Consider the following 16,790-nt stretch of genomic DNA (forward strand, 5'->3'; position numbering starts at 1 on the left):
GTCGCTGCTCGGCGACGTTCCCGCTTAAGGATCAACCGTGACCGATTACGTTCGCAGAATTCTCGATACGCGGGTCTATGACGTGGCGCTGCGGACCCCGCTCGACCCGATGGTGCGGCTCGGTGCGCGGCTGGATTGCCCGGTGCTGCTCAAGCGCGAGGACCTGCAGCCGATCTTCTCGTTCAAGATCCGCGGCGCCTACAACAAGATCGCGCAACTCTCGCCGGCGCAGCGCGCCGCCGGCGTGATCTGCGCCTCGGCCGGCAACCACGCCCAGGGCGTGGCGCTGTCGGCGCAGCGGCTCGGCATCAAGGCGACCATCGTGATGCCGGTCACCACGCCGCCGATCAAGGTCGATGCCGTCCGCTACTGGGGCGGCAACGCCATCCTGTTCGGCGACACCTTCGACGAAGCCTCGGCCCATGCCCGGCACCTCGAGAAGGAGGGCGGCCTGACCTTCGTGCATCCCTATGACGATCCCGATGTGATCGCCGGGCAGGGCACCATCGGCATGGAGATCCTGCAGCAGCATCCCGATCCGATCGAGGCGGTGTTCGTGCCGATCGGCGGCGGCGGGCTGGCGGCCGGCGTGGCGTCCTTCATCAAGTTCCTGCGGCCGGAGACGAAGGTGATCGGCGTCGAGCCGGCCGATGCGGCCTCCATGCAGGCGGCGATCGCGGCCGGCGGGCGCGTGGTGCTGGACCGCGTCGGGCTGTTCGCCGACGGCGTCGCCGTGCGCCAGGCCGGTGTCGAGACCTTCCGCATCTGCCGCGACCTGCTGGACGACATCATCACCGCCGACACCGACGAGATGTGCGCCGCCATCAAGGACATCTTCGAGGACACGCGGGTGCTGTCCGAGCCTGCCGGCGCGCTGGCACTGGCCGGGCTGAAGAGCTACGTGGCCGCCCATCCGACGCGGACCGGCGCGCTGATCGCCATCAACAGCGGCGCCAACCTCAACTTCGACCGGTTGCGCCACGTCGCCGAGCGCGCCGAGATCGGCGAGGCGCGCGAGATCCTGCTCGGCGTCACCATTCCGGAACAGCCCGGCAGCTATCGCCGCTTCATCCAGACCATCGGCAACCACACCATCACCGAATTCAACTATCGCTATGCCGATGCCGCGGAGGCCAATGTCTTTGTTGGCCTCAAGCTGAACAACGTCTCCGACAAGAAGGCCGCGCTGATCGCCGAGTTGCGCGCGCTCGGCTACAAGGTGCTCGACGTCAGCGCCGATGAAACCGCCAAGCTGCATATCCGCTATATGGTCGGCGGCCGCGCCCCGCCGGCGTTGCGCGACGAGGTGATCCTGCGCTTCGAATTCCCGGAACGGCCGGGGGCGCTGCTGAAGTTTCTCGACCAGATGGGACCGGACTGGAACATCACTTTGTTCCACTACCGTAACCACGGCGCCGATTACGGCCGCGTGCTGGTCGGCATCGAGGTGCCCGCCGCCGACCGACCGCGGCTGACCGAGCGTCTGGCTCTGCTCGGCTACCCCTATGAGGACGAGACCAGCAATCCGGTGTATCGGATGTTCCTGAACGGGTAGGCGATTAGCTGGCGACGTAGCGGGTAGGGCGGGTTAGGCGAAGCTGTAACCCGCCGCCGAGATTGTGCCCAGTGACTAAGAGGCATCTGTTCGCTAAACCGAGCGATGCGCCCGGGTTGGATCTGCTGGCGGATTACGCCTTCGGCTAATCCGCCCTACGTGGCCTGCCCATTTTTCGCTTTGTTGCGATGCTTAACCAAATGCCAACACAGTCCGGCCAAAGTCAGATGGCAGGTGGATGCCTGCCGTCCGCCGCCCCTTACCGGTCCCGATCGCTCCATGCGTTTGCCGCTGCTCCCGTTTCTGATGCTTGCGCTGCTCGCCACCCCGGCGAAGGCGGATCTGCGCATCACCCGCGACCACGGCGGCTACGTCACCGAATACAAGGCCAAGTACGAGCGCATCCGCGACCGCAAGGAACGGGTGATCATCGACGGCATCTGCAATTCCGCCTGCACCATGGTATTCGGCATCGTGCCGATGAACAAGATCTGCGTCACGCCGCGTGCCAGCCTGGGCTTCCACCAGGCTTATTACGACAAGGCCTTCACCTTCGGCATCAAGGTCACCAGCTACGAGGGCACCTCGGACCTGATGTCCTACTACCCGCAGCCGGTGAAGGAATGGATCAACCGCAACGGCGGCTTGACCCCGGAGATGAAGAAGATCAAGAACGGCATGGAGCTGTGGAAGATCGTCGATCCCTGTCCGGAAGATTTTTGAGGTGCCGCAGCAACGCCCTCGGCTGTCATCGCCCGGCTTGACCGGGCGATCCAGTAGTCCGAAGCACCTGCGATCATCGCGGACGCCAGCGAATACTGGGCCGCCCGCTTTCGCGGAGGGCGACAGCTATCGCTCAGTCGCGCCTCAATTCAATTCAATCGTTCCCGTCATCACCGGCACGCAACTGCCTCCGATGAATGTCGCCGTCACCGCGCCGTCCTGCTTCGTCGCTTCGGCATGCAGCAGGCTCGGTCGCCCCATCTCGACGCCCTGGGCGATGCGCCTGGTGAGCGTCAGGTTTGGCTCCGGCTGCAGCTGCGCCAGCAGGCCGATCAGCGCGACATTGGCGGCACCGGTCGCCGGGTCTTCGGGGATGTTGTGCTGCGGCGCGAACATCCGCGTCTGGATGTCGAGCGCGGGCTCGTCGACCTGAGTGTACAGATGGACGCTGGTCACCGGATGTTTCGCCACCTCGCGGCGGAATACGTCGGCATGGGCGATGGCGGCCTGCAGCACGGCGCGGCTCTTCAGCTCGGCGAGGATGAAGGCCGCGCCGCAAGAGGCGATCAGCGGCCGGTGGCTTCTGGTTTCGATGTCGTCGACGGCGATCCCGCAGGCCGCCGCGATCAGCTCGGCGGGAATTTCGGCGCCGATGCTCAGCCGCTGCGGCGCAGCGAGTCTTGCGCCGGTCACTGCGGTGCCATCGCGCAGGATCTCGACCGGGACCAGCCCGGCCTGTTCCTCGAACATCGCGCGCCCGCCGGCAACCGGCCGGCCGTAACTCGTGCCGGCCCGCGCCAGCACATAGGCGGTGCCGACATTGGGATGGCCGGCGAATGGCATCTCACCCTTCGGCGTGAAGATGCGCACCGCCGCCGTGTGCGCGGGGTCCTTCGGCGGCAGCACGAAGGTGGTCTCCGACAGGTTGAACTCGGCTGCGATGGCCTGCATCTGTGCCGTCGACAGGCCCTCGGCGTTCAGCACCACCGCGAGCGGATTGCCGCTGAATTGCTCGGCGGTGAACACGTCGACGGTCTCGAATTGCAGGCGCAAGGCAATCTCCGGTTAGAACATCACCACATCGCGGACCGGCCAGTCTCCGAACGTTCATGGGAATTCCAACGTCGGCGATGTCTGGCGATGTGCGAGACGGTGAGGTACCCCGCATCATTCGCCATTGCCGCATAGCATACGATCGGGCACTCAGCATCCATGAAACATCATCCTGCAGATGTCGCGGCGCGCGCCGCACCGGTGGTCTTCGTGTTGCTGTGGTGCACCGGATTCATCGGCACCAAGTACGCGCTGGTGGGGGCGGAACCGTTCACCTACCTGACGGTGCGCATGGTCATCGCGGTCGCGATCATGGCCGTGGTGGCGACCCTGACGCGCCCGGTCTGGCCGGACCGCGCCGGCATCGCCCACAGCATCGTCGCCGGCCTGCTGGTGCAGGGAGTATATCTGTCCGCCACTGCCTTGACGGTGGCGCATTCGGTGCCGGTGGGTCTGTCGGCGCTGATCCCCGGACTGCAGCCGATCCTGACGTCGACGCTGGCCAATCGCTGGCTCGGCGAACGCGTCACGCCGCTGCAGTGGGGCGGGCTGCTGCTCGGGCTCGCTGGCGTAGCGCTGATCCTGTACGGCAGGCCAATCTCCGGCGATGCCGGCTGGGGCTGGCTGGCTTCGGCCGCCGCGTTGGTCGCCATCACCCTCGGCACGCTCTATCAGAAGCGCTTCTGCGGCCACATCGACTGGCGTAGCGGCAGCCTGATCCAGCAGATCGCCGGGCTGCTGATGCTGGCGGCGGGCGCGTGGCTGTTCGAGAGTCGCACGATCGACTGGAGTTTGCAGTTCGTGCTGGCGGTGAGCTGGCTGGCGATCGTGCTGTCGATCGGCACCGTCGGCCTGCTGTACTGGCTGTTGCGTCGCCATGCCTCGAGCCGGGTCGCCAGCCTGTTCTATCTGGTGCCGGCAGTGACCGCGTTGATGGCCTACATCCTGTTCGGCGAGACCCTCGATGTCATCGCCATCATCGGCATGGTCGCTTGCGGCGCTGCTGTGCTGGTCGTCAACCGCGCGGGGGCGTGAGCGAGCTTCCTTTGGCCCGGATCGGGCCGTCGATGTTCATCGCGCCTCTCTCCACCGGCGGAGAGGTGAAGAAGCACCGGCCAAGAAAAAGCCTCCGGGCTTGGACCCGGAGGCTTTCACTTCACAGCGAGGCTGTGATGCTTACTTCTTGGACTTCTTGGCAGCCTTCTTGGCCTTCTTCGGAGCGGCCTTCTTGGCCTTCTTCGGAGCAGCCTTCTTCACGGTCTTCTTCGCGGCCTTCTTGGCGACCTTCTTGGTGGTCTTGGCTGCCTTGGAGGCCTTCTTGGCGGTCTTCTTCACTGATTTTGCCACTGTCTTTTTCGCTTTCTTGGTTGTCTTGGCCGAAGATTTCTTGGCCGAAGGTTTCTTGGTCGACTTCTTTGCGGCTTTCTTTGCCGCGGGCTTCTTCGCCGTTTTCTTGGTGGTGGCCTTGCGGACCTTCTTCACCAAGGAAGTGGCGGCTTCTTTGTCGCATCGGCAGCGCTACTGAGAGCGTCTGTCATCTGCTCCAAAATCGGAGTGTCGTCTTTCATCTTATCCCCCAAAGGTTATCGATTCTCTGACGGTAGTCCGATTCGGTTCTCAGATGAAGTGTGAGCGACGTGTAGTCAACTGTTTCGTGTCGCCGCATAGGCCTTCAACGCGCGCTCGCGACCCGCTTTGTGATCGATGATCGGCGTCGGATAGCTCTTGCCGAGCGTGACGCCGGCGACGCCAAGCTCTAGCGGGCTAGCGTTCCACGGCTCATGGATGGTCTTCGAGGGCATCGCCTTCAACTCCGGCACCCAGCGTCGAACGTAGAGTCCGTCGGGATCGAATTTTTTCCCTGCAGGATCGGATTGAACACCCGGAAGTAGGGCGCGGCATCGGCACCGCAGCCTGCGACCCATTGCCAGTTGGCAGGATTGCTGCCGGCATCGGCGTCGACCAGCGTATCCCAGAACCACTTTTCGCCTTCGCGCCAGTCGATCAGCAGGTGCTTGACGAGGAACGAAGCGACAACCATGCGGACGCGATTGTGCATCACGCCGGTGTGCCAGAGCTCGCGCATGCCGGCATCGACGATCGGATAGCCTGTCTGGCCGCGTTGCCAGGCGCGCAGCGCCTTGCGGTCGGCCTTCCACGGAAAGTCGTCGAACGCGGGCTGCAGATTGCGCTCGGCGAGGTCGGGAACGTCGAACAAGAGATGACGGCAGAACTCGCGCCAGCCGACCTCGCTGAGGAATTTGTCGATGTCGGTGGCGACCTTTGGATGTTCCGCGGCAGCGAAGCGCGCGGCGTACCACACCTGCCGTGGGCTGATCTCGCCGAACCGCAGATGCGGCGACAGCCGCGAGGTGCCGTCGTGATCCGGCCGGTCGCGTTCGCTCGCATAGCCGCCGATGCCGCTGTTGAGAAAGTTGCACAGCTGTTTGTGCGCTGCGGCTTCGCCAGGCGTCCACGTCGCGCGCAAGCCTGCGGCCCAGTCCGGCCGCGATGGTTCGAGCTGCCAGTCAGCGAGGGAATCGCCCGCAACTCTCGGGGCGGACTTCAGCGCCTTCGGTGCGAGCAGGGGCTTCGCTGGATCGCCCATCGCCACCACCCGCCGCCAGAACGGCGTGAACACGCGCAGGCCGCGGCCCTCCTTGGTGCGCACGCTGGCGGGCCTGGCGAGCAGGTCGCCATCAAAACTCTGCGCGCCGACATTGAGGTCGGCGAGGGCCGCGATCACCTCGTCGGCGACGGCGAGATGCGGAACCTGCGCGATCTCGTTCCAGAACACTTGGGCCGCATCGACCTCGCGCGCCACGGCAGCGATCACGTCGGCGGCGCGGCCGCGGCGCAGTACCAGCGTGCCACCGATCGCCTCGAGGCTCGTCAGCAGCGCGCGCAGCGACTGCGCCAGCCACCAGCGCACCGCGCCGCCTGGCGGCCGGATGCCGGCGCTGTGCTCGTCGAGCACATAAAGACAGATCACCGGCGCGCCGGTCTTCGACGCGGCGTGCAAGGCGGGGTGATCGGAGAGGCGGAGATCGTCGTGAAACCAGACGATGCAAGGAGATGTGTCGGTCATCGGACATTTTTAACACAGACGACGCGCAATGTTTCCAGTCCGTCCCCAGCGATCTTTTGCAACTTTGTGCGCCCTGGCGCGTATCATGAGATTGCGCAACAGATCTTTTCCGGAGGCCGACGTGAAGCGCTACGCATTTCTCTATCTGGCGACGTTCGTCGTCCTGATCCCCATCGACTTCCTGTTTCTCGGCACCGTGGCCAAGAGTTTCTTCCAGTCGCAGGTCGGCGACATGCTCGGCGAGGTTCGCCTCGCGCCCGCGATCCTGTTCTATCTGCTCTATATCGTCGGCATCCTGGTCTTCGTCAGCGGCTCGCCCGACGCCACCTGGCAATCGACGCTGCTCTATGGCGCGCTGTTCGGCTTCTTCTGCTACGCCACCTTCGAGCTGACGTCGCTCTCGCTGCTCAAGCACTGGACCTGGCCGGTGGTACTGGTGGACGTGACGTGGGGCAGCTTCGTCACCGCGCTGTCGGCGAGCCTCGGCCTGCTGATCACCAACTGGCTGGTGCCGAAGCTGTAAGGTAGGGAGCCGGCGGGCCATTGTCCGCCGGCGCGCCGCCGGCTAGAGCGGAATTGGCTTTTACTGAATCGTGTTCCGGACGCGACGCACTGCGCCCCGCTTGGAGCGCGGTGCGTCGCAGAGCCGGGACCGTACCAGAAGCCGGAGTTCGCAACGGTCCCGGCTCTGCGATGCAGCACTTCGTGCCGCATCGCGTCCGGGACAAGGTTTCTTCCATGGCGATCAGGTCCTAGAGGCCTTGTCCGCCCGACACCTCGATCCGCTGCGCATTGACCCAGCGGTTGTCCGGCGACAACAGGCTGGCGATCATCGGCCCGATGTCATCGGGCAGCCCGACGCGGCCGAGCGCGGTCATGCCGGCGAACAGCCTGTTGATATCCGGATTGTCGCGCACCCCGCCGCCGCCGAAGTCGGTCTCGATTGCGCCCGGTGCCACCGTATTGACGGCAATGCCGCGGGGCCCCAGTTCCTTGGCCATGTAACGGGTGAGAACTTCGACAGCGCCCTTCACTGCAGCGTAGGCCGCATAGCCGGAGAACGACATTCGCGTCAGGCCGGACGACAGGTTGACGATGCGACCGCCGTCCGCGATCAGCGGCAGCAGTGCCTGGGTCAGGAAGTAGACGCCCTTGAAATGCACGTCGACCAGCCGATCGAACTGCGCCGCGGTGGTCTGCTCGATCAACGCATGGTCGCCGTGGCCGGCATTGTTGACGAGATGATCGAACGTGTCGCGCTGCCAGTGGGTGCGCAACGCGGCGCGCAGGCGGGCGGCGAAATCGGCGAAGCCGGCGATGTTGCCGGTGTCGAGCGGGAAGGCGATTGCGGTGCGGCCCATCGCGGTGATCTCGGCGACCACCGCCTGCGCATCTTCCGCCCGGCTCTGATAGGTGACGATGACATCGCCGCCGCGGCGGGCAATGCAGAGGGCGGTATTGCGGCCGAGTCCGCGGCTGGCGCCGGTGACGATGGTGATGCTGGTCATGCTTCAACTCCTGTTGCGATGACCGGCTGGATACTGGTCGGGCCTCCGGACGTCGTTGCCGAAACCTCGGCAATGCTTGCCTATTCCTCCAGGACAGGTGCGCGACATCAGGCGATCGGTTAGGATCGCGCCATGACCGAAACCTTGCTCATTGTCGCCAGCCGCTATGCAGAGGCCTTTGCCGATCCGGCCGGGTTTGCCCGGAGCCCCATTGGTGGCCTGATGATCGTCCGTTCGACCGCACCAAGCGGCCTGGTCCACGCGATCTCGAAGCCGATGGTCTGCCTCGTCCTGCAGGGCAGCAAGCAGGTGGCGATGGGGTCCGATCTCTTTGCGTTCGGCGCCGGCGACTCGCTGCTGATCACCGCGGACGTGCCGATTGTCAGCCAGATCACCCGCGCCAGTGACGCCGCGCCCTATCTTTCCCTGGTTGTCGAACTGGATCTGGCGGTGATCGCCGAACTGACGTTGCAGATGGCGGCGTTGACCGTGGCGGAAGGTGCGGCGGTGCGGGTCGAACCGACAGACGGCGAGGTTGCCGACGCGGCGCTGCGGCTGATGCATTTGCTGGAGTGGCCGGCGGCGGTGCCTGTGCTGGGCCCGCAGATGCTGCGCGAGATGCACTACTGGCTGCTGGCCGGCCGGCACGGCCCCGCCATTCGCCGGCTCGGTTGGCAGGACAGCCACGCCCAGCGGATCGCGGGGGCCGTCGCCGTGCTGCGCACCGAGTTCGCGCGGCCGCTGCCGGTCGAGCGTCTGGCGGCGATAGCCGGAATGAGTCCGTCGTCTTTCCACCAGCATTTTCGCAGCGTCACCTCGCTGTCGCCGCTGCAATTCCAGAAGCAGTTGCGTCTTATCGAGGCGCGGCGGTTGATGGCTGCGGAGGGATTGTCGGCGAGCAGCGCGGCGTTCGCGGTCGGCTATGAGAGCGTGCCGCAATTCACCCGCGAGTACGGCCGGATGTTCGGACTGCCGCCGGCCCGGGACACGGAAGCGGCGAGGGCGGCAACGGCGGCCTGAACTGTGTGGCTGATATCTCTTCCGGAAAATCAAAGGGCGCCCCGCATCGCGGGGCGCCCTTGGTCGTTCAGTGCTGGCGACCTACTTCGGCTGCGGCACGATGCGGAGATACGGCTTCGGTTCTTTCCATCCGTCCGGATAGATCGTCTTGGCCTCGTCGTTGGTCACCGAGCCGGCGATGATGACGTCCTCGCCCTGCTGCCAGTCGGCCGGCGTCGCGACGCGGTGCTTGGCGGTCATCTGCAAGGAGTCGATGACCCGCAGGATTTCCTGGAAGTTGCGGCCGGTGGTCATCGGATAGACCAGCACCAACTTGATCTTCTTGTCCGGCCCGATGATGAACACGTTGCGGACGGTCTGGTTGTCAGCAGCGGTGCGGACGTTGGCGTCGCCGGAGACGGCCGCCGGGAGCATGCCGTAGAGTTTCGAAACGTTGTAGTCGGTGTCGCCGATCATCGGGAAGGTCGGCTCGTAGCCCTGGGTTTCCTTGATGTCATCGACCCAAAGCGTGTGCTTGGTGACCGGATCGACGCTGAGTCCGATCAGCTTGACCCCGCGCTTGTCGAACTCCGGCTGCAGTTTCGCCAGCGCGCCCAGCTCGGTGGTGCAGACCGGGGTAAAGTCCTTGGGGTGCGAGAACAGCATCGCCCAGCTGTTGCCGATCCAGTCATGGAAATGGATGCGCCCGGCGGTGGTCTCGGCCTCGAAATCCGGTGCCACGGCGCCAATCTGGAGTGTCATGTCTCGCCCTCATCTCGTTCTAGTTACGGCTTAAAATCGCAACGGGACTATACGGGGCAGGGACGGCAAAGGGAACCGGCCGGCAAAAAGGACAAGATCCTTCTCCATGCGCGCTCCGGACCGCAATCTTTCGTTTACCGCTCCCCGCGGTGGCGGAAAAATCACGGCCTGCGGCAAATCGGCGGCGCCGCGATATTGCCGCTTGGGCGGCCCAATCCCGCCTGACCGGGTTGCGACATCCCTGAACCAAGCACCCCGCCGCAGCGACAGATAACCGTGTGTTTACGACGGGGCGACTACGGGACCGATTATTAACCGAGCGTTAAGACCCGCATGAAAATGCTGGGGTTCAGAATGAAAAGACCATGAGAGAAAATCAAATGTCCACCGCAGCCCCCGCCGAACAGATCGGCGCCATCGAGACCTCCGGCATCCTGGATCGCATCACGGCGGCGCAAGCCCTCGCGGTCGTGCGCGACGGCGTGATCACCGGCGAGGGACCGACCACCCGGGGCCGCATCCATTTTTCCCGCGCGCTGGACGCCGATGACGCCGCCTGGTGCGCGCGCATCCTGACGGCCGCGGGTGTCGCCAACCAGCCGGTCAGCCGCGACGAGGCCGAGGCGCTGTTCGAGATCAACGACGCCGCCGCCGATCGCAGCGACGAAGGCCGCTTCGACGACCTGTTTGCCAAGGCCGTGGTGCATCACGCCGCCGCCGCATCCGGACTGCCGGTGCCGCCGCGTGCCGTGGCGCTGTCGCCCGACACCGCGATCGACAGCTGGGCGCCGACCCGCGCCGTCGGCGTCAACATCGAAGTGCTGGAATGGATCGCCAGCCAGATGCGCGGCAAGCGTCGCAGCAACCGCACGCTGATGACCCTGGTCGCCACCATCGTCGGCGCCGCCACCATGCCGCTGGCTTTGCCGAACGTGTTCGACCTCGGCGTTTAAGCCGGACGCACGAGATCTAAATTTGAAGAACGGCGGGGGCTTGTCCCGCCGTTTTTTGTTGCCATGTTCCCGATCCGGGAACATGCTTTTGTATGCGCATTATCTCGTGGCGCGTGCTCGCTGCCTATGCAGAGAAACATCCAGAGACAATAATTGCGCTTATGCGCTGGCGAGCGCAGGTCAGGGCAAGCGATTGGGGCTCGATGGATGACGTCCGCCGCGCTGCTCCGAGTGCGAAGGTTCTCGACGGGAGGCGTGTGAGATTTGAAGTCGCAGGCGGAAATTTTCGGATGATCGTGGCATTTGATTTCGCCAGACGCATTGCGTTCATCAAGTTCATTGGCACGCACGCCGAATATGATCGCATCGACGCTTTGACCGTCTCGCAGTTCTGAAAAGGGTAGCATCATGGACATTCACCCCATTCGAAACGACGACGATCATCTTGCCGCGCTGCGCGAAATTGAACGGCTTTGGGGGCCGCGGTCGGCACCGAAGACGGCGACAAGCTCGACATTCTTGCAACGCTTGTCGAGAAGTACGAGGACACGCGCTGGCCGAATGCCGATGCGTCTGATCCGATCGATGTGCTGAACTATGCCATCGACGAGCTCGGCCATTCCCAGGCCGAGCTCGCGGAATTGCTGGGCTCGCGGTCGCGTGCGTCCGAGCTACTGAACCGACGCCGGGCGCTGACCGTGGAGATGATCCACACGATCAGCGAAGCGTGGAAGATCCCCGCTTCGCTGCTGGTGAAGCCGATCCGGTCCGCAGCTTAAGCAGGGCTTACTTCCCCGCCGTCTTCGGCTTGTCGGCATCGAGCCCGACGGTGCGGCCGGGGAAGCCGGCGACGTCGAAGTAGCGCTGCTCGCCGACGCGCTGCAACAGCAGGACGGTGCGCAGGCCCTGGGCGTCGGGCTTCGAGCGGACGGTGTCCGAAACCGCCTTCGGCGTTTTGCCGTTGGGCATGGCTTCGGTCATGACGCGGCCGATCAGGTGACCGTTGGCCTTGCGGCTGAGGCCGAGCAGCTTGGCCGCGGTGATGCCGACGTCAGCGTTGCTGACCGGCAGCGCGTCGACATATCCGGTTTTGAAATCCGGGCCGATGGCTGCCATGAAGTTCATGGTGTCGCCGCGGCCAAAACTGCCATGCATGCCCTGGCCCTGGCGCAACACGGTGTCGGCGACCTCCACCGAGCAATTGGTGGGGACGTCGCAGCCGGTGGCGTAGGAGCGGAAGCTGACGGCGATGGCCGGATGCGGCGTGACCGCCTTGCCGGACAGGTTGATCGCCGACATCGGCAGCGCGCCGGGGAACGAGCCCAGCGAGTCGTCGACGAAGATGCCGCTGACATAGTCCTGCGCCAGCAGTGCCTTCACGGTACGTGCCGCAAGCGCCTTATCCTTGGTCGGCAGGTAGATCAGGTTGGAGCCGCCATTGGTGGCGACGATCAGCTCCGGTTTTGCGGGATCCTTGCCGAGGTAGGCATTGCCGGCCTTCGGATAGTCATTGTCGGCGACGGCAGCGAACTTGCTGTTGGGATCGAACAGCGGCAGGTCGAGCGCCCTTCCCAGGTCGATGGCGAAGAAGCCGAGCGGCAGGAAGCCGGCCGGGGTGTCGGGGTAGGTGCCCTTGATGGTCGTCGAGGTCTTGCTCTCCTTGGAGATCGTCGAGAAGCCATGGTCGGCGGACACGATGATGTTGGTCGAGGCGGCGAGGCCGAGATCGTCGAGCGCCTTGCGCAACTGCGCGAGGTTGTTGTCGGTGTTCTTGATGGCGGCCATCGAGGTCGGGCCGTTGATACCGGGCGTCACGGTGTTGAGGCTGTCGCCGGTGTTGTGCTGGCTGCCGTCGGGATCGCGCGCCCAGAACACCAGCACGAACGGCTTGTTGCGCGCCTTGAACATCGGCAGCACCACCTTGGTGGCGACGTCGGCGAGGTAGCCCTGCTGCGCGATGTTGGCGACCACGGTGCCGGGAGTCTTGGCATCGCCGGCCTTGCCGTTGTCGCCGCGCGACGGCGTCGCCAGCGGCAGGTTGGCGGCGGTCAGCGCCGCCTTGATCTCGTCGGAGAGGGGAATGCCGATCAGCTTGCCGTCCTTGTCGACAGCGCCGGTCTGGTCGTCGAGGATGATGCTCTTGGTGCCGGTGCGTTCTGTGTGGTCAAACACCAGGGTCGGGCCGACCTTGCCGATGGCCGCGGTGCTGAAGCCGGCACTGCGCGCGGCCTTCAGCAGGGACTCTTCGTTGAGGTAGTCGCCATTGAACTGCTCGTCGAGGTCGCCGAGCACCTGGTCATGCTCGATGAACGGGATCGTGCTGCCGTTCTGCACCGGGGTGGGGTGGCCAGTATAGATCGAGTTGCTGAAGGTGCCGGTGTCGCCGAGGTAATGTCCTGTGGCCATGCCCGACGCATTGGCCATGGTGAAGGTCGGAAACAGTGAATGGGAGTTCTTGAAGTTGACGCCCTTGTCGCGCAGCGCGGCCATGGCCGGCGCGGTTTCGGGGGTCACCTTGAGGGCCCGCAGGCCGTCCGGAACGAACAAAATCAGGTTGCGGGGAGGGCTATTTTGGGCGAAAGCCGTGTTGGCTGAAAGAACGGTTAGCCCAACGGACAAGATTGCGATGGCGCAGCGCATGGAAATCCCCATTTCGAACCGGTTCCGGCCGTTTCGGCCGCTGCCATTCTGTAGTTTTTCTGTGCGACAGAATTGTTACAGCCGCGTCCACATGCCACATTGCGCCGCCGGCCCGCTTGGCCGGAGCCCGCCCCAAGGTTGCAAGTAAACAGCTCATGTTCAAACGAATTTTGATCGCCAACCGAGGCGAGATCGCCTGCCGCATCATCAAGTCCGCCCGCCGCATGGGCATCCAGACGGTGGCCGTCTATTCCGAAGCGGACCGCGACGCGCTGCATGTGGAGATGGCCGACGAGGCCGTCCTGATCGGGCCGCCGGCGGCGAGCGAGAGCTATCTGCTGATCGAGAAGATCATCGAGGCCTGCAAGAAGACCGGCGCCGAGGCGGTGCATCCCGGCTACGGCTTCCTCTCGGAGCGTGAATCCTTTCCGCGCGCGCTGGAAGCCGCAGGCATCGTCTTCATCGGTCCCAACCCCGGCGCCATCGCCGCGATGGGCGACAAGATCGAGATCCAAGAAGGCCGCGGCCAAGGCCAACGTCTCCACGGTGCCCGGCCATCTCGGCGTCATCACCGACGGCAAGCACGCGATCCGGATCGCCGACGAGATCGGCTATCCCGTGATGATCAAGGCCTCGGCCGGCGGCGGCGGCAAGGGCATGCGCATCGCCTATTCGACGTCGGAAGTCGAGGAAGGCTTCGGCCTCGCCACCGCCGAGGCAAAGTCCTCGTTCGGCGACGACCGCGTGTTCATCGAGAAGTTCATCGTCGACCCCCGCCATATCGAGATCCAGGTGCTTGGCGACAAGCACGGCAACGTCATCTATCTCGGCGAGCGCGAATGCTCGATCCAGCGCCGCAACCAGAAGGTCATCGAGGAGGCGCCGAGCCCGCTGCTCGACGAGGCCACCCGGCGCAAGATGGGCGAGCAGGCGGTGGCGCTGGCCAAGGCGGTGAATTACGATTCCGCCGGCACCGTGGAATTCGTCGCCGCGCAGGACAAGAGCTTCTACTTCCTCGAGATGAACACCCGGCTGCAGGTCGAGCATCCCGTCACCGAACTGATCACCGGCGTCGACCTGGTGGAGCAGATGATTCGCGTCGCCGCCGGCGAGAAGCTTCAGATGGCGCAGAAGGATGTCACGCTGACCGGCTGGGCGGTTGAATCCCGCGTCTATGCCGAAGATCCGTTCCGCAATTTCCTGCCCTCGATCGGCCGCCTGATCAAGTATCGTCCGCCCGCCGAGAGCAGCGTCGACGGCATCACCGTGCGCAACGACACCGGCGTGGAGGAGGGCGGCGAGATCTCGATCTATTACGACCCGATGATTGCCAAGCTGGTCACCCACGCGCCGTCGCGCGCCGCCGCGATCGAAGCGCAGTCCCATGCGCTCGATGCCTTCTACATCGAGGGCATCCGTCACAACATTCCGTTCCTGTCGGCCTTGATGAACCATCCGCGCTGGCGCGAGGGCAACCTCTCCACCGGCTTCATCGCCGAGGAATTCCCCAAGGGATTTGCCGCGCGACCGCCGGAAGGCGAAGTGGCGCGCCGCATCGCGGCGGTGGCCGCGGCCATCGACCATGTGATCGGTGAGCGCAAGCGACAGATCTCCGGCCAGCTCACCGGCCGTGCCGTGACCCGGGCCGGCCGGCGTGCGGTGTGGCTGGAGCGCGACGAGATCGCGCTCGACGTGACACGCGACGGCGACGGCGTGGCGGTGCGCTTCGTCGCGGCCGACGGCAGCGTCGGCAATCCGCACCGGCTGGTGTCGCCGTGGACGCCCGGCAATCCGGTCTGGGAAGGCACCGTCGACGGCCACGTGGTGGCCATGCAGGTGCGGCCGATTCCCAACGGCATCCGCCTCGCGCACCAGGGCTATGAGGTCGCCGTCAATGTCTTCACCGAGGCCGAGGCGGTCGCGGCGCGGCTGATGCCGGTCGGCGTCAAGGCCGATACCGGCAAGAAGCTGTTGTGCCCGATGCCCGGCCTTGTGGTGTCGATCGCGGTGACCGAGGGCCAGGACGTCAAGGCCGGCGAGACGCTGGCGGTGGTGGAGGCGATGAAGATGCAGAACGTGCTGCGCGCCGAACGCGACGGCATCGTCAAGAAGATCCACGCTGTCGCCGGCGCCACCTTGGCGGTCGACGCGCTGATCCTCGAATTCGCATGACCTTCCGCACTCGCCGCGCCGTTTTGCGGGAGATCCTGGCCGGCGACAAATGCCTGCGTCCGGCCTCGGTCTATGACGCGATCTCGCTGCGCATCGCCGAGGACATCGGCTTCGAGGTCGGCATGTTCGGCGGCTCGGCGGCGTCATTGGCGGTGCTCGGCGATCCCGACATCGCGCTGATCACGCTCACCGAGCTGGCCGAACAGATGCGCCGCATGGCGCGTGCGGCGACGCTGCCGGTGCTGGTCGATGCCGATCACGGCTACGGCAATGCGCTCAACGTCCGCCGCACCGTGCAGGAGCTGGAGATGGCCGGCGCCGCCGGCCTCACCATCGAGGATACGCTGCTGCCGCAGGCCTATGGCGTTTCGAAGCAGCAATTGATTTCGCATGACGAGGGCGTCGGCAAGATCAGGGCGGCGCTGCAGGCGCGCGGCGATTCGTCGTTGGTCATCGTCGGCCGCACCGGTGCGGCGTCGATCACCTCGGTGGATGACGCCATCGTGCGCGCACGCGCTTATCAGGCCGAGGGCGTCGATGCGCTGATGTTCACCGGCGTCAAGACGCGCGCCGAGCTCGAAGCGATCAGCGCCGCGACCACGCTGCCGATCGTGCTCGGCGGCCCGACCGAGGAGATGGCCGACTGGGACTTCCTGGCCGCGCAGCGTGTGCGCATCGCAGTGCAGGGCCATGCGCCGATCGCCGCGGCGACGCAGGCAATCTTCGCCACCCTGCAGGCGGTGCGCGACGGTGCTGCGCCCAAGGAGTTGCAGGGCCTCGCGTCATCGGATCTGATGGACTGGGTGACCCGCGCGGCCCTCGTCAAACAGCGCGCCGCCGATGTGCTTGGGCTGAAGAAATAGATGGTCGAGGCGATCCGTCAGGTCACCATCCGCGGCCGGGTCCAGGGCGTCGGCTATCGCGCCTGGCTGGAATTCACCGCCGAAGGCCTCGGCCTCGACGGCTGGGTGCGCAATCGCCGCGACGGCAGTGTCGAGGCGCTTCTCGCTGGCCCCGAACAGGTGGTCGCGGAGATGATCGCGCTGTGCCGCCAGGGCCCGTCCGCGGCGCGCGTCGACGGCGTGGTTGACGAGGAGGGCCATCCCGACGCCTTAAAGCTGCGCGCCACCGGCGAACGGTTTTCGGTGCTATCGACGATCTGATTTTGTTGATACACGCTCGGTGACAAAAATCCTATATCAGACTTATAGTCTCCTTGTCCTGCTCAACGAGGGGCGCTGTCATGAGGCGTCTTGAGAGTGGAGCCGGATGCGGTGTCCCGCGCGCGTGCCTCGCAAGCACGCCCCGGGAGGCTGGGGTCACCGTCCGGGCCCTAC

At 65.1% G+C, this 16,790-nt stretch carries 16 protein-coding genes and 2 pseudogenes; 12 read left to right on the forward strand and 6 right to left on the reverse strand.

The features are described 5' to 3' along the window. Positions 1 to 37 precede the first annotated feature (37 nt). Together ilvA and ONR75_RS14745 are read left to right on the forward strand one after the other, a co-directional pair. A complete protein-coding gene (gene ilvA, locus ONR75_RS14740; RefSeq protein WP_265083234.1) occupies positions 38 to 1,555 on the forward strand; it encodes a threonine ammonia-lyase, biosynthetic in 1,518 nt (505 codons plus the stop codon). A gap of 279 nt (positions 1,556 to 1,834) precedes the next feature. Further along, entirely contained in the window at positions 1,835 to 2,278 is a 444-nt protein-coding gene (locus ONR75_RS14745; protein WP_265083235.1) for a DUF1402 family protein, read from the forward strand. Positions 2,279 to 2,422: 144 nt separating this feature from the next. On the opposite strand, the gene ONR75_RS14750 is transcribed toward ONR75_RS14745, so the two are convergent. Further along, positions 2,423 to 3,331: a PhzF family phenazine biosynthesis protein gene (locus ONR75_RS14750; RefSeq protein ID WP_265083236.1), complete on the reverse strand. Its 909-nt coding sequence runs from the start codon at positions 3,329 to 3,331 to the stop codon at positions 2,423 to 2,425. A 159-nt stretch (positions 3,332 to 3,490) separates the two neighbouring features. On the opposite strand from ONR75_RS14750, the gene ONR75_RS14755 reads away from it, so the two are divergent. Beyond that, complete coding sequence (locus ONR75_RS14755; protein WP_265083237.1) at positions 3,491 to 4,366, forward strand: DMT family transporter; 876 nt, start codon at positions 3,491 to 3,493, stop codon at positions 4,364 to 4,366. A gap of 141 nt (positions 4,367 to 4,507) precedes the next feature. On the opposite strand, the gene ONR75_RS14760 is transcribed toward ONR75_RS14755, so the two are convergent. Next, entirely contained in the window at positions 4,508 to 4,666 is a 159-nt protein-coding gene (locus tag ONR75_RS14760) for a hypothetical protein (RefSeq protein WP_265083238.1), read from the reverse strand. Between ONR75_RS14760 and ONR75_RS14765 the strand changes: the two genes are divergently transcribed. Continuing rightward, positions 4,650 to 4,856 carry a hypothetical protein gene (locus ONR75_RS14765; RefSeq protein ID WP_265083239.1) on the forward strand — a complete coding sequence of 69 codons (207 nt, stop codon included), beginning with the start codon at positions 4,650 to 4,652 and terminating at the stop codon, positions 4,854 to 4,856. The two genes, ONR75_RS14760 and ONR75_RS14765, sit on opposite strands and share 17 nt — an antisense overlap. Positions 4,857 to 4,974: 118 nt before the next feature. On the opposite strand, the pseudogene ONR75_RS14770 reads toward ONR75_RS14765, so the two are convergent. Further along, positions 4,975 to 6,419: pseudogene (locus tag ONR75_RS14770) on the reverse strand (cryptochrome/photolyase family protein). A gap of 121 nt (positions 6,420 to 6,540) precedes the next feature. On the opposite strand from ONR75_RS14770, the gene ONR75_RS14775 reads away from it, so the two are divergent. After that, the gene (locus tag ONR75_RS14775) at positions 6,541 to 6,942 is read left to right on the forward strand and encodes a DUF2177 family protein (protein ID WP_265083240.1); all 402 of its coding nucleotides are present in this window, start codon (positions 6,541 to 6,543) and stop codon (positions 6,940 to 6,942) included. Between the two features lie 229 nt (positions 6,943 to 7,171). Here ONR75_RS14775 and ONR75_RS14780 read toward each other — a convergent pair whose 3' ends face one another. After that, complete coding sequence (locus tag ONR75_RS14780) at positions 7,172 to 7,927, reverse strand: SDR family NAD(P)-dependent oxidoreductase (RefSeq protein ID WP_265083241.1); 756 nt, start codon at positions 7,925 to 7,927, stop codon at positions 7,172 to 7,174. 132 nt (positions 7,928 to 8,059) lie between these two features. Here ONR75_RS14780 and ONR75_RS14785 point away from each other — a divergent pair, with 132 nt between their 5' ends. Next, positions 8,060 to 8,947: an AraC family transcriptional regulator gene (locus ONR75_RS14785; protein WP_265083242.1), complete on the forward strand. Its 888-nt coding sequence runs from the start codon at positions 8,060 to 8,062 to the stop codon at positions 8,945 to 8,947. A gap of 81 nt (positions 8,948 to 9,028) precedes the next feature. On the opposite strand, the gene ONR75_RS14790 is transcribed toward ONR75_RS14785, so the two are convergent. Then, positions 9,029 to 9,688: a peroxiredoxin gene (locus ONR75_RS14790; RefSeq protein ID WP_265083243.1), complete on the reverse strand. Its 660-nt coding sequence runs from the start codon at positions 9,686 to 9,688 to the stop codon at positions 9,029 to 9,031. Positions 9,689 to 10,068: 380 nt separating this feature from the next. On the opposite strand from ONR75_RS14790, the gene ONR75_RS14795 reads away from it, so the two are divergent. The 3 genes from ONR75_RS14795 (at position 10,069) to ONR75_RS14805 (ending at position 11,420) form a co-directional block, all read left to right on the forward strand. After that, positions 10,069 to 10,641 carry a hypothetical protein gene (locus ONR75_RS14795; protein ID WP_265083244.1) on the forward strand — a complete coding sequence of 191 codons (573 nt, stop codon included), beginning with the start codon at positions 10,069 to 10,071 and terminating at the stop codon, positions 10,639 to 10,641. Positions 10,642 to 10,733: 92 nt separating this feature from the next. Next, positions 10,734 to 11,036: a type II toxin-antitoxin system HigB family toxin gene (locus tag ONR75_RS14800; RefSeq protein WP_265083245.1), complete on the forward strand. Its 303-nt coding sequence runs from the start codon at positions 10,734 to 10,736 to the stop codon at positions 11,034 to 11,036. Between the two features lie 78 nt (positions 11,037 to 11,114). Continuing rightward, positions 11,115 to 11,420, forward strand: coding sequence for a helix-turn-helix domain-containing protein (locus ONR75_RS14805; protein ID WP_320109733.1), 306 nt, complete (start codon positions 11,115 to 11,117; stop codon positions 11,418 to 11,420). Between the two features lie 7 nt (positions 11,421 to 11,427). Here the strand turns inward: ONR75_RS14805 and ONR75_RS14810 are convergent, their stop codons facing one another. Beyond that, the gene (locus ONR75_RS14810; RefSeq protein ID WP_265083246.1) at positions 11,428 to 13,281 is read right to left on the reverse strand and encodes an alkaline phosphatase family protein; all 1,854 of its coding nucleotides are present in this window, start codon (positions 13,279 to 13,281) and stop codon (positions 11,428 to 11,430) included. A 155-nt stretch (positions 13,282 to 13,436) separates the two neighbouring features. Here ONR75_RS14810 and ONR75_RS14815 point away from each other — a divergent pair. The 3 genes and pseudogenes from ONR75_RS14815 to ONR75_RS14825 all read left to right on the forward strand — a co-directional run bounded on the left by ONR75_RS14815 (position 13,437) and on the right by ONR75_RS14825 (position 16,616). Continuing rightward, positions 13,437 to 15,453: pseudogene (locus ONR75_RS14815) on the forward strand (acetyl-CoA carboxylase biotin carboxylase subunit). Then, positions 15,450 to 16,316 (forward strand): isocitrate lyase/PEP mutase family protein, encoded by an 867-nt coding sequence (locus tag ONR75_RS14820; RefSeq protein WP_265083247.1) that lies wholly within the window; start codon positions 15,450 to 15,452, stop codon positions 16,314 to 16,316. The pseudogene ONR75_RS14815 and the gene ONR75_RS14820 overlap by 4 nt, the downstream one beginning before the upstream one ends. Next, entirely contained in the window at positions 16,317 to 16,616 is a 300-nt protein-coding gene (locus tag ONR75_RS14825; protein WP_265083248.1) for an acylphosphatase, read from the forward strand. Positions 16,617 to 16,790: the final 174 nt, after the last annotated feature.

The organism is Rhodopseudomonas sp. P2A-2r (assembly GCF_026015985.1).
Taxonomy (GTDB): Bacteria; Pseudomonadota; Alphaproteobacteria; order Rhizobiales; family Xanthobacteraceae; genus Tardiphaga.

What these genes read in the sequence shown, in the direction of transcription:
- ONR75_RS14780 (WP_265083241.1), bottom strand. Translation starts at nt 7,927, where the DNA reads ATGACCAGCATCACCATCGTCACCGGCGCCAGCCGCGGACTCGGCCGC.
- ONR75_RS14825 (WP_265083248.1), top strand. Translation starts at nt 16,317, where the DNA reads ATGGTCGAGGCGATCCGTCAGGTCACCATCCGCGGCCGGGTCCAGGGC.
- ONR75_RS14795 (WP_265083244.1), top strand. Translation starts at nt 10,069, where the DNA reads ATGTCCACCGCAGCCCCCGCCGAACAGATCGGCGCCATCGAGACCTCC.
- ONR75_RS14790 (WP_265083243.1), bottom strand. Translation starts at nt 9,688, where the DNA reads ATGACACTCCAGATTGGCGCCGTGGCACCGGATTTCGAGGCCGAGACC.
- ONR75_RS14810 (WP_265083246.1), bottom strand. Translation starts at nt 13,281, where the DNA reads ATGCGCTGCGCCATCGCAATCTTGTCCGTTGGGCTAACCGTTCTTTCA.
- ONR75_RS14800 (WP_265083245.1), top strand. Translation starts at nt 10,734, where the DNA reads ATGCGCATTATCTCGTGGCGCGTGCTCGCTGCCTATGCAGAGAAACAT.
- ONR75_RS14785 (WP_265083242.1), top strand. Translation starts at nt 8,060, where the DNA reads ATGACCGAAACCTTGCTCATTGTCGCCAGCCGCTATGCAGAGGCCTTT.
- ONR75_RS14755 (WP_265083237.1), top strand. Translation starts at nt 3,491, where the DNA reads ATGAAACATCATCCTGCAGATGTCGCGGCGCGCGCCGCACCGGTGGTC.
- ONR75_RS14820 (WP_265083247.1), top strand. Translation starts at nt 15,450, where the DNA reads ATGACCTTCCGCACTCGCCGCGCCGTTTTGCGGGAGATCCTGGCCGGC.
- ONR75_RS14745 (WP_265083235.1), top strand. Translation starts at nt 1,835, where the DNA reads ATGCGTTTGCCGCTGCTCCCGTTTCTGATGCTTGCGCTGCTCGCCACC.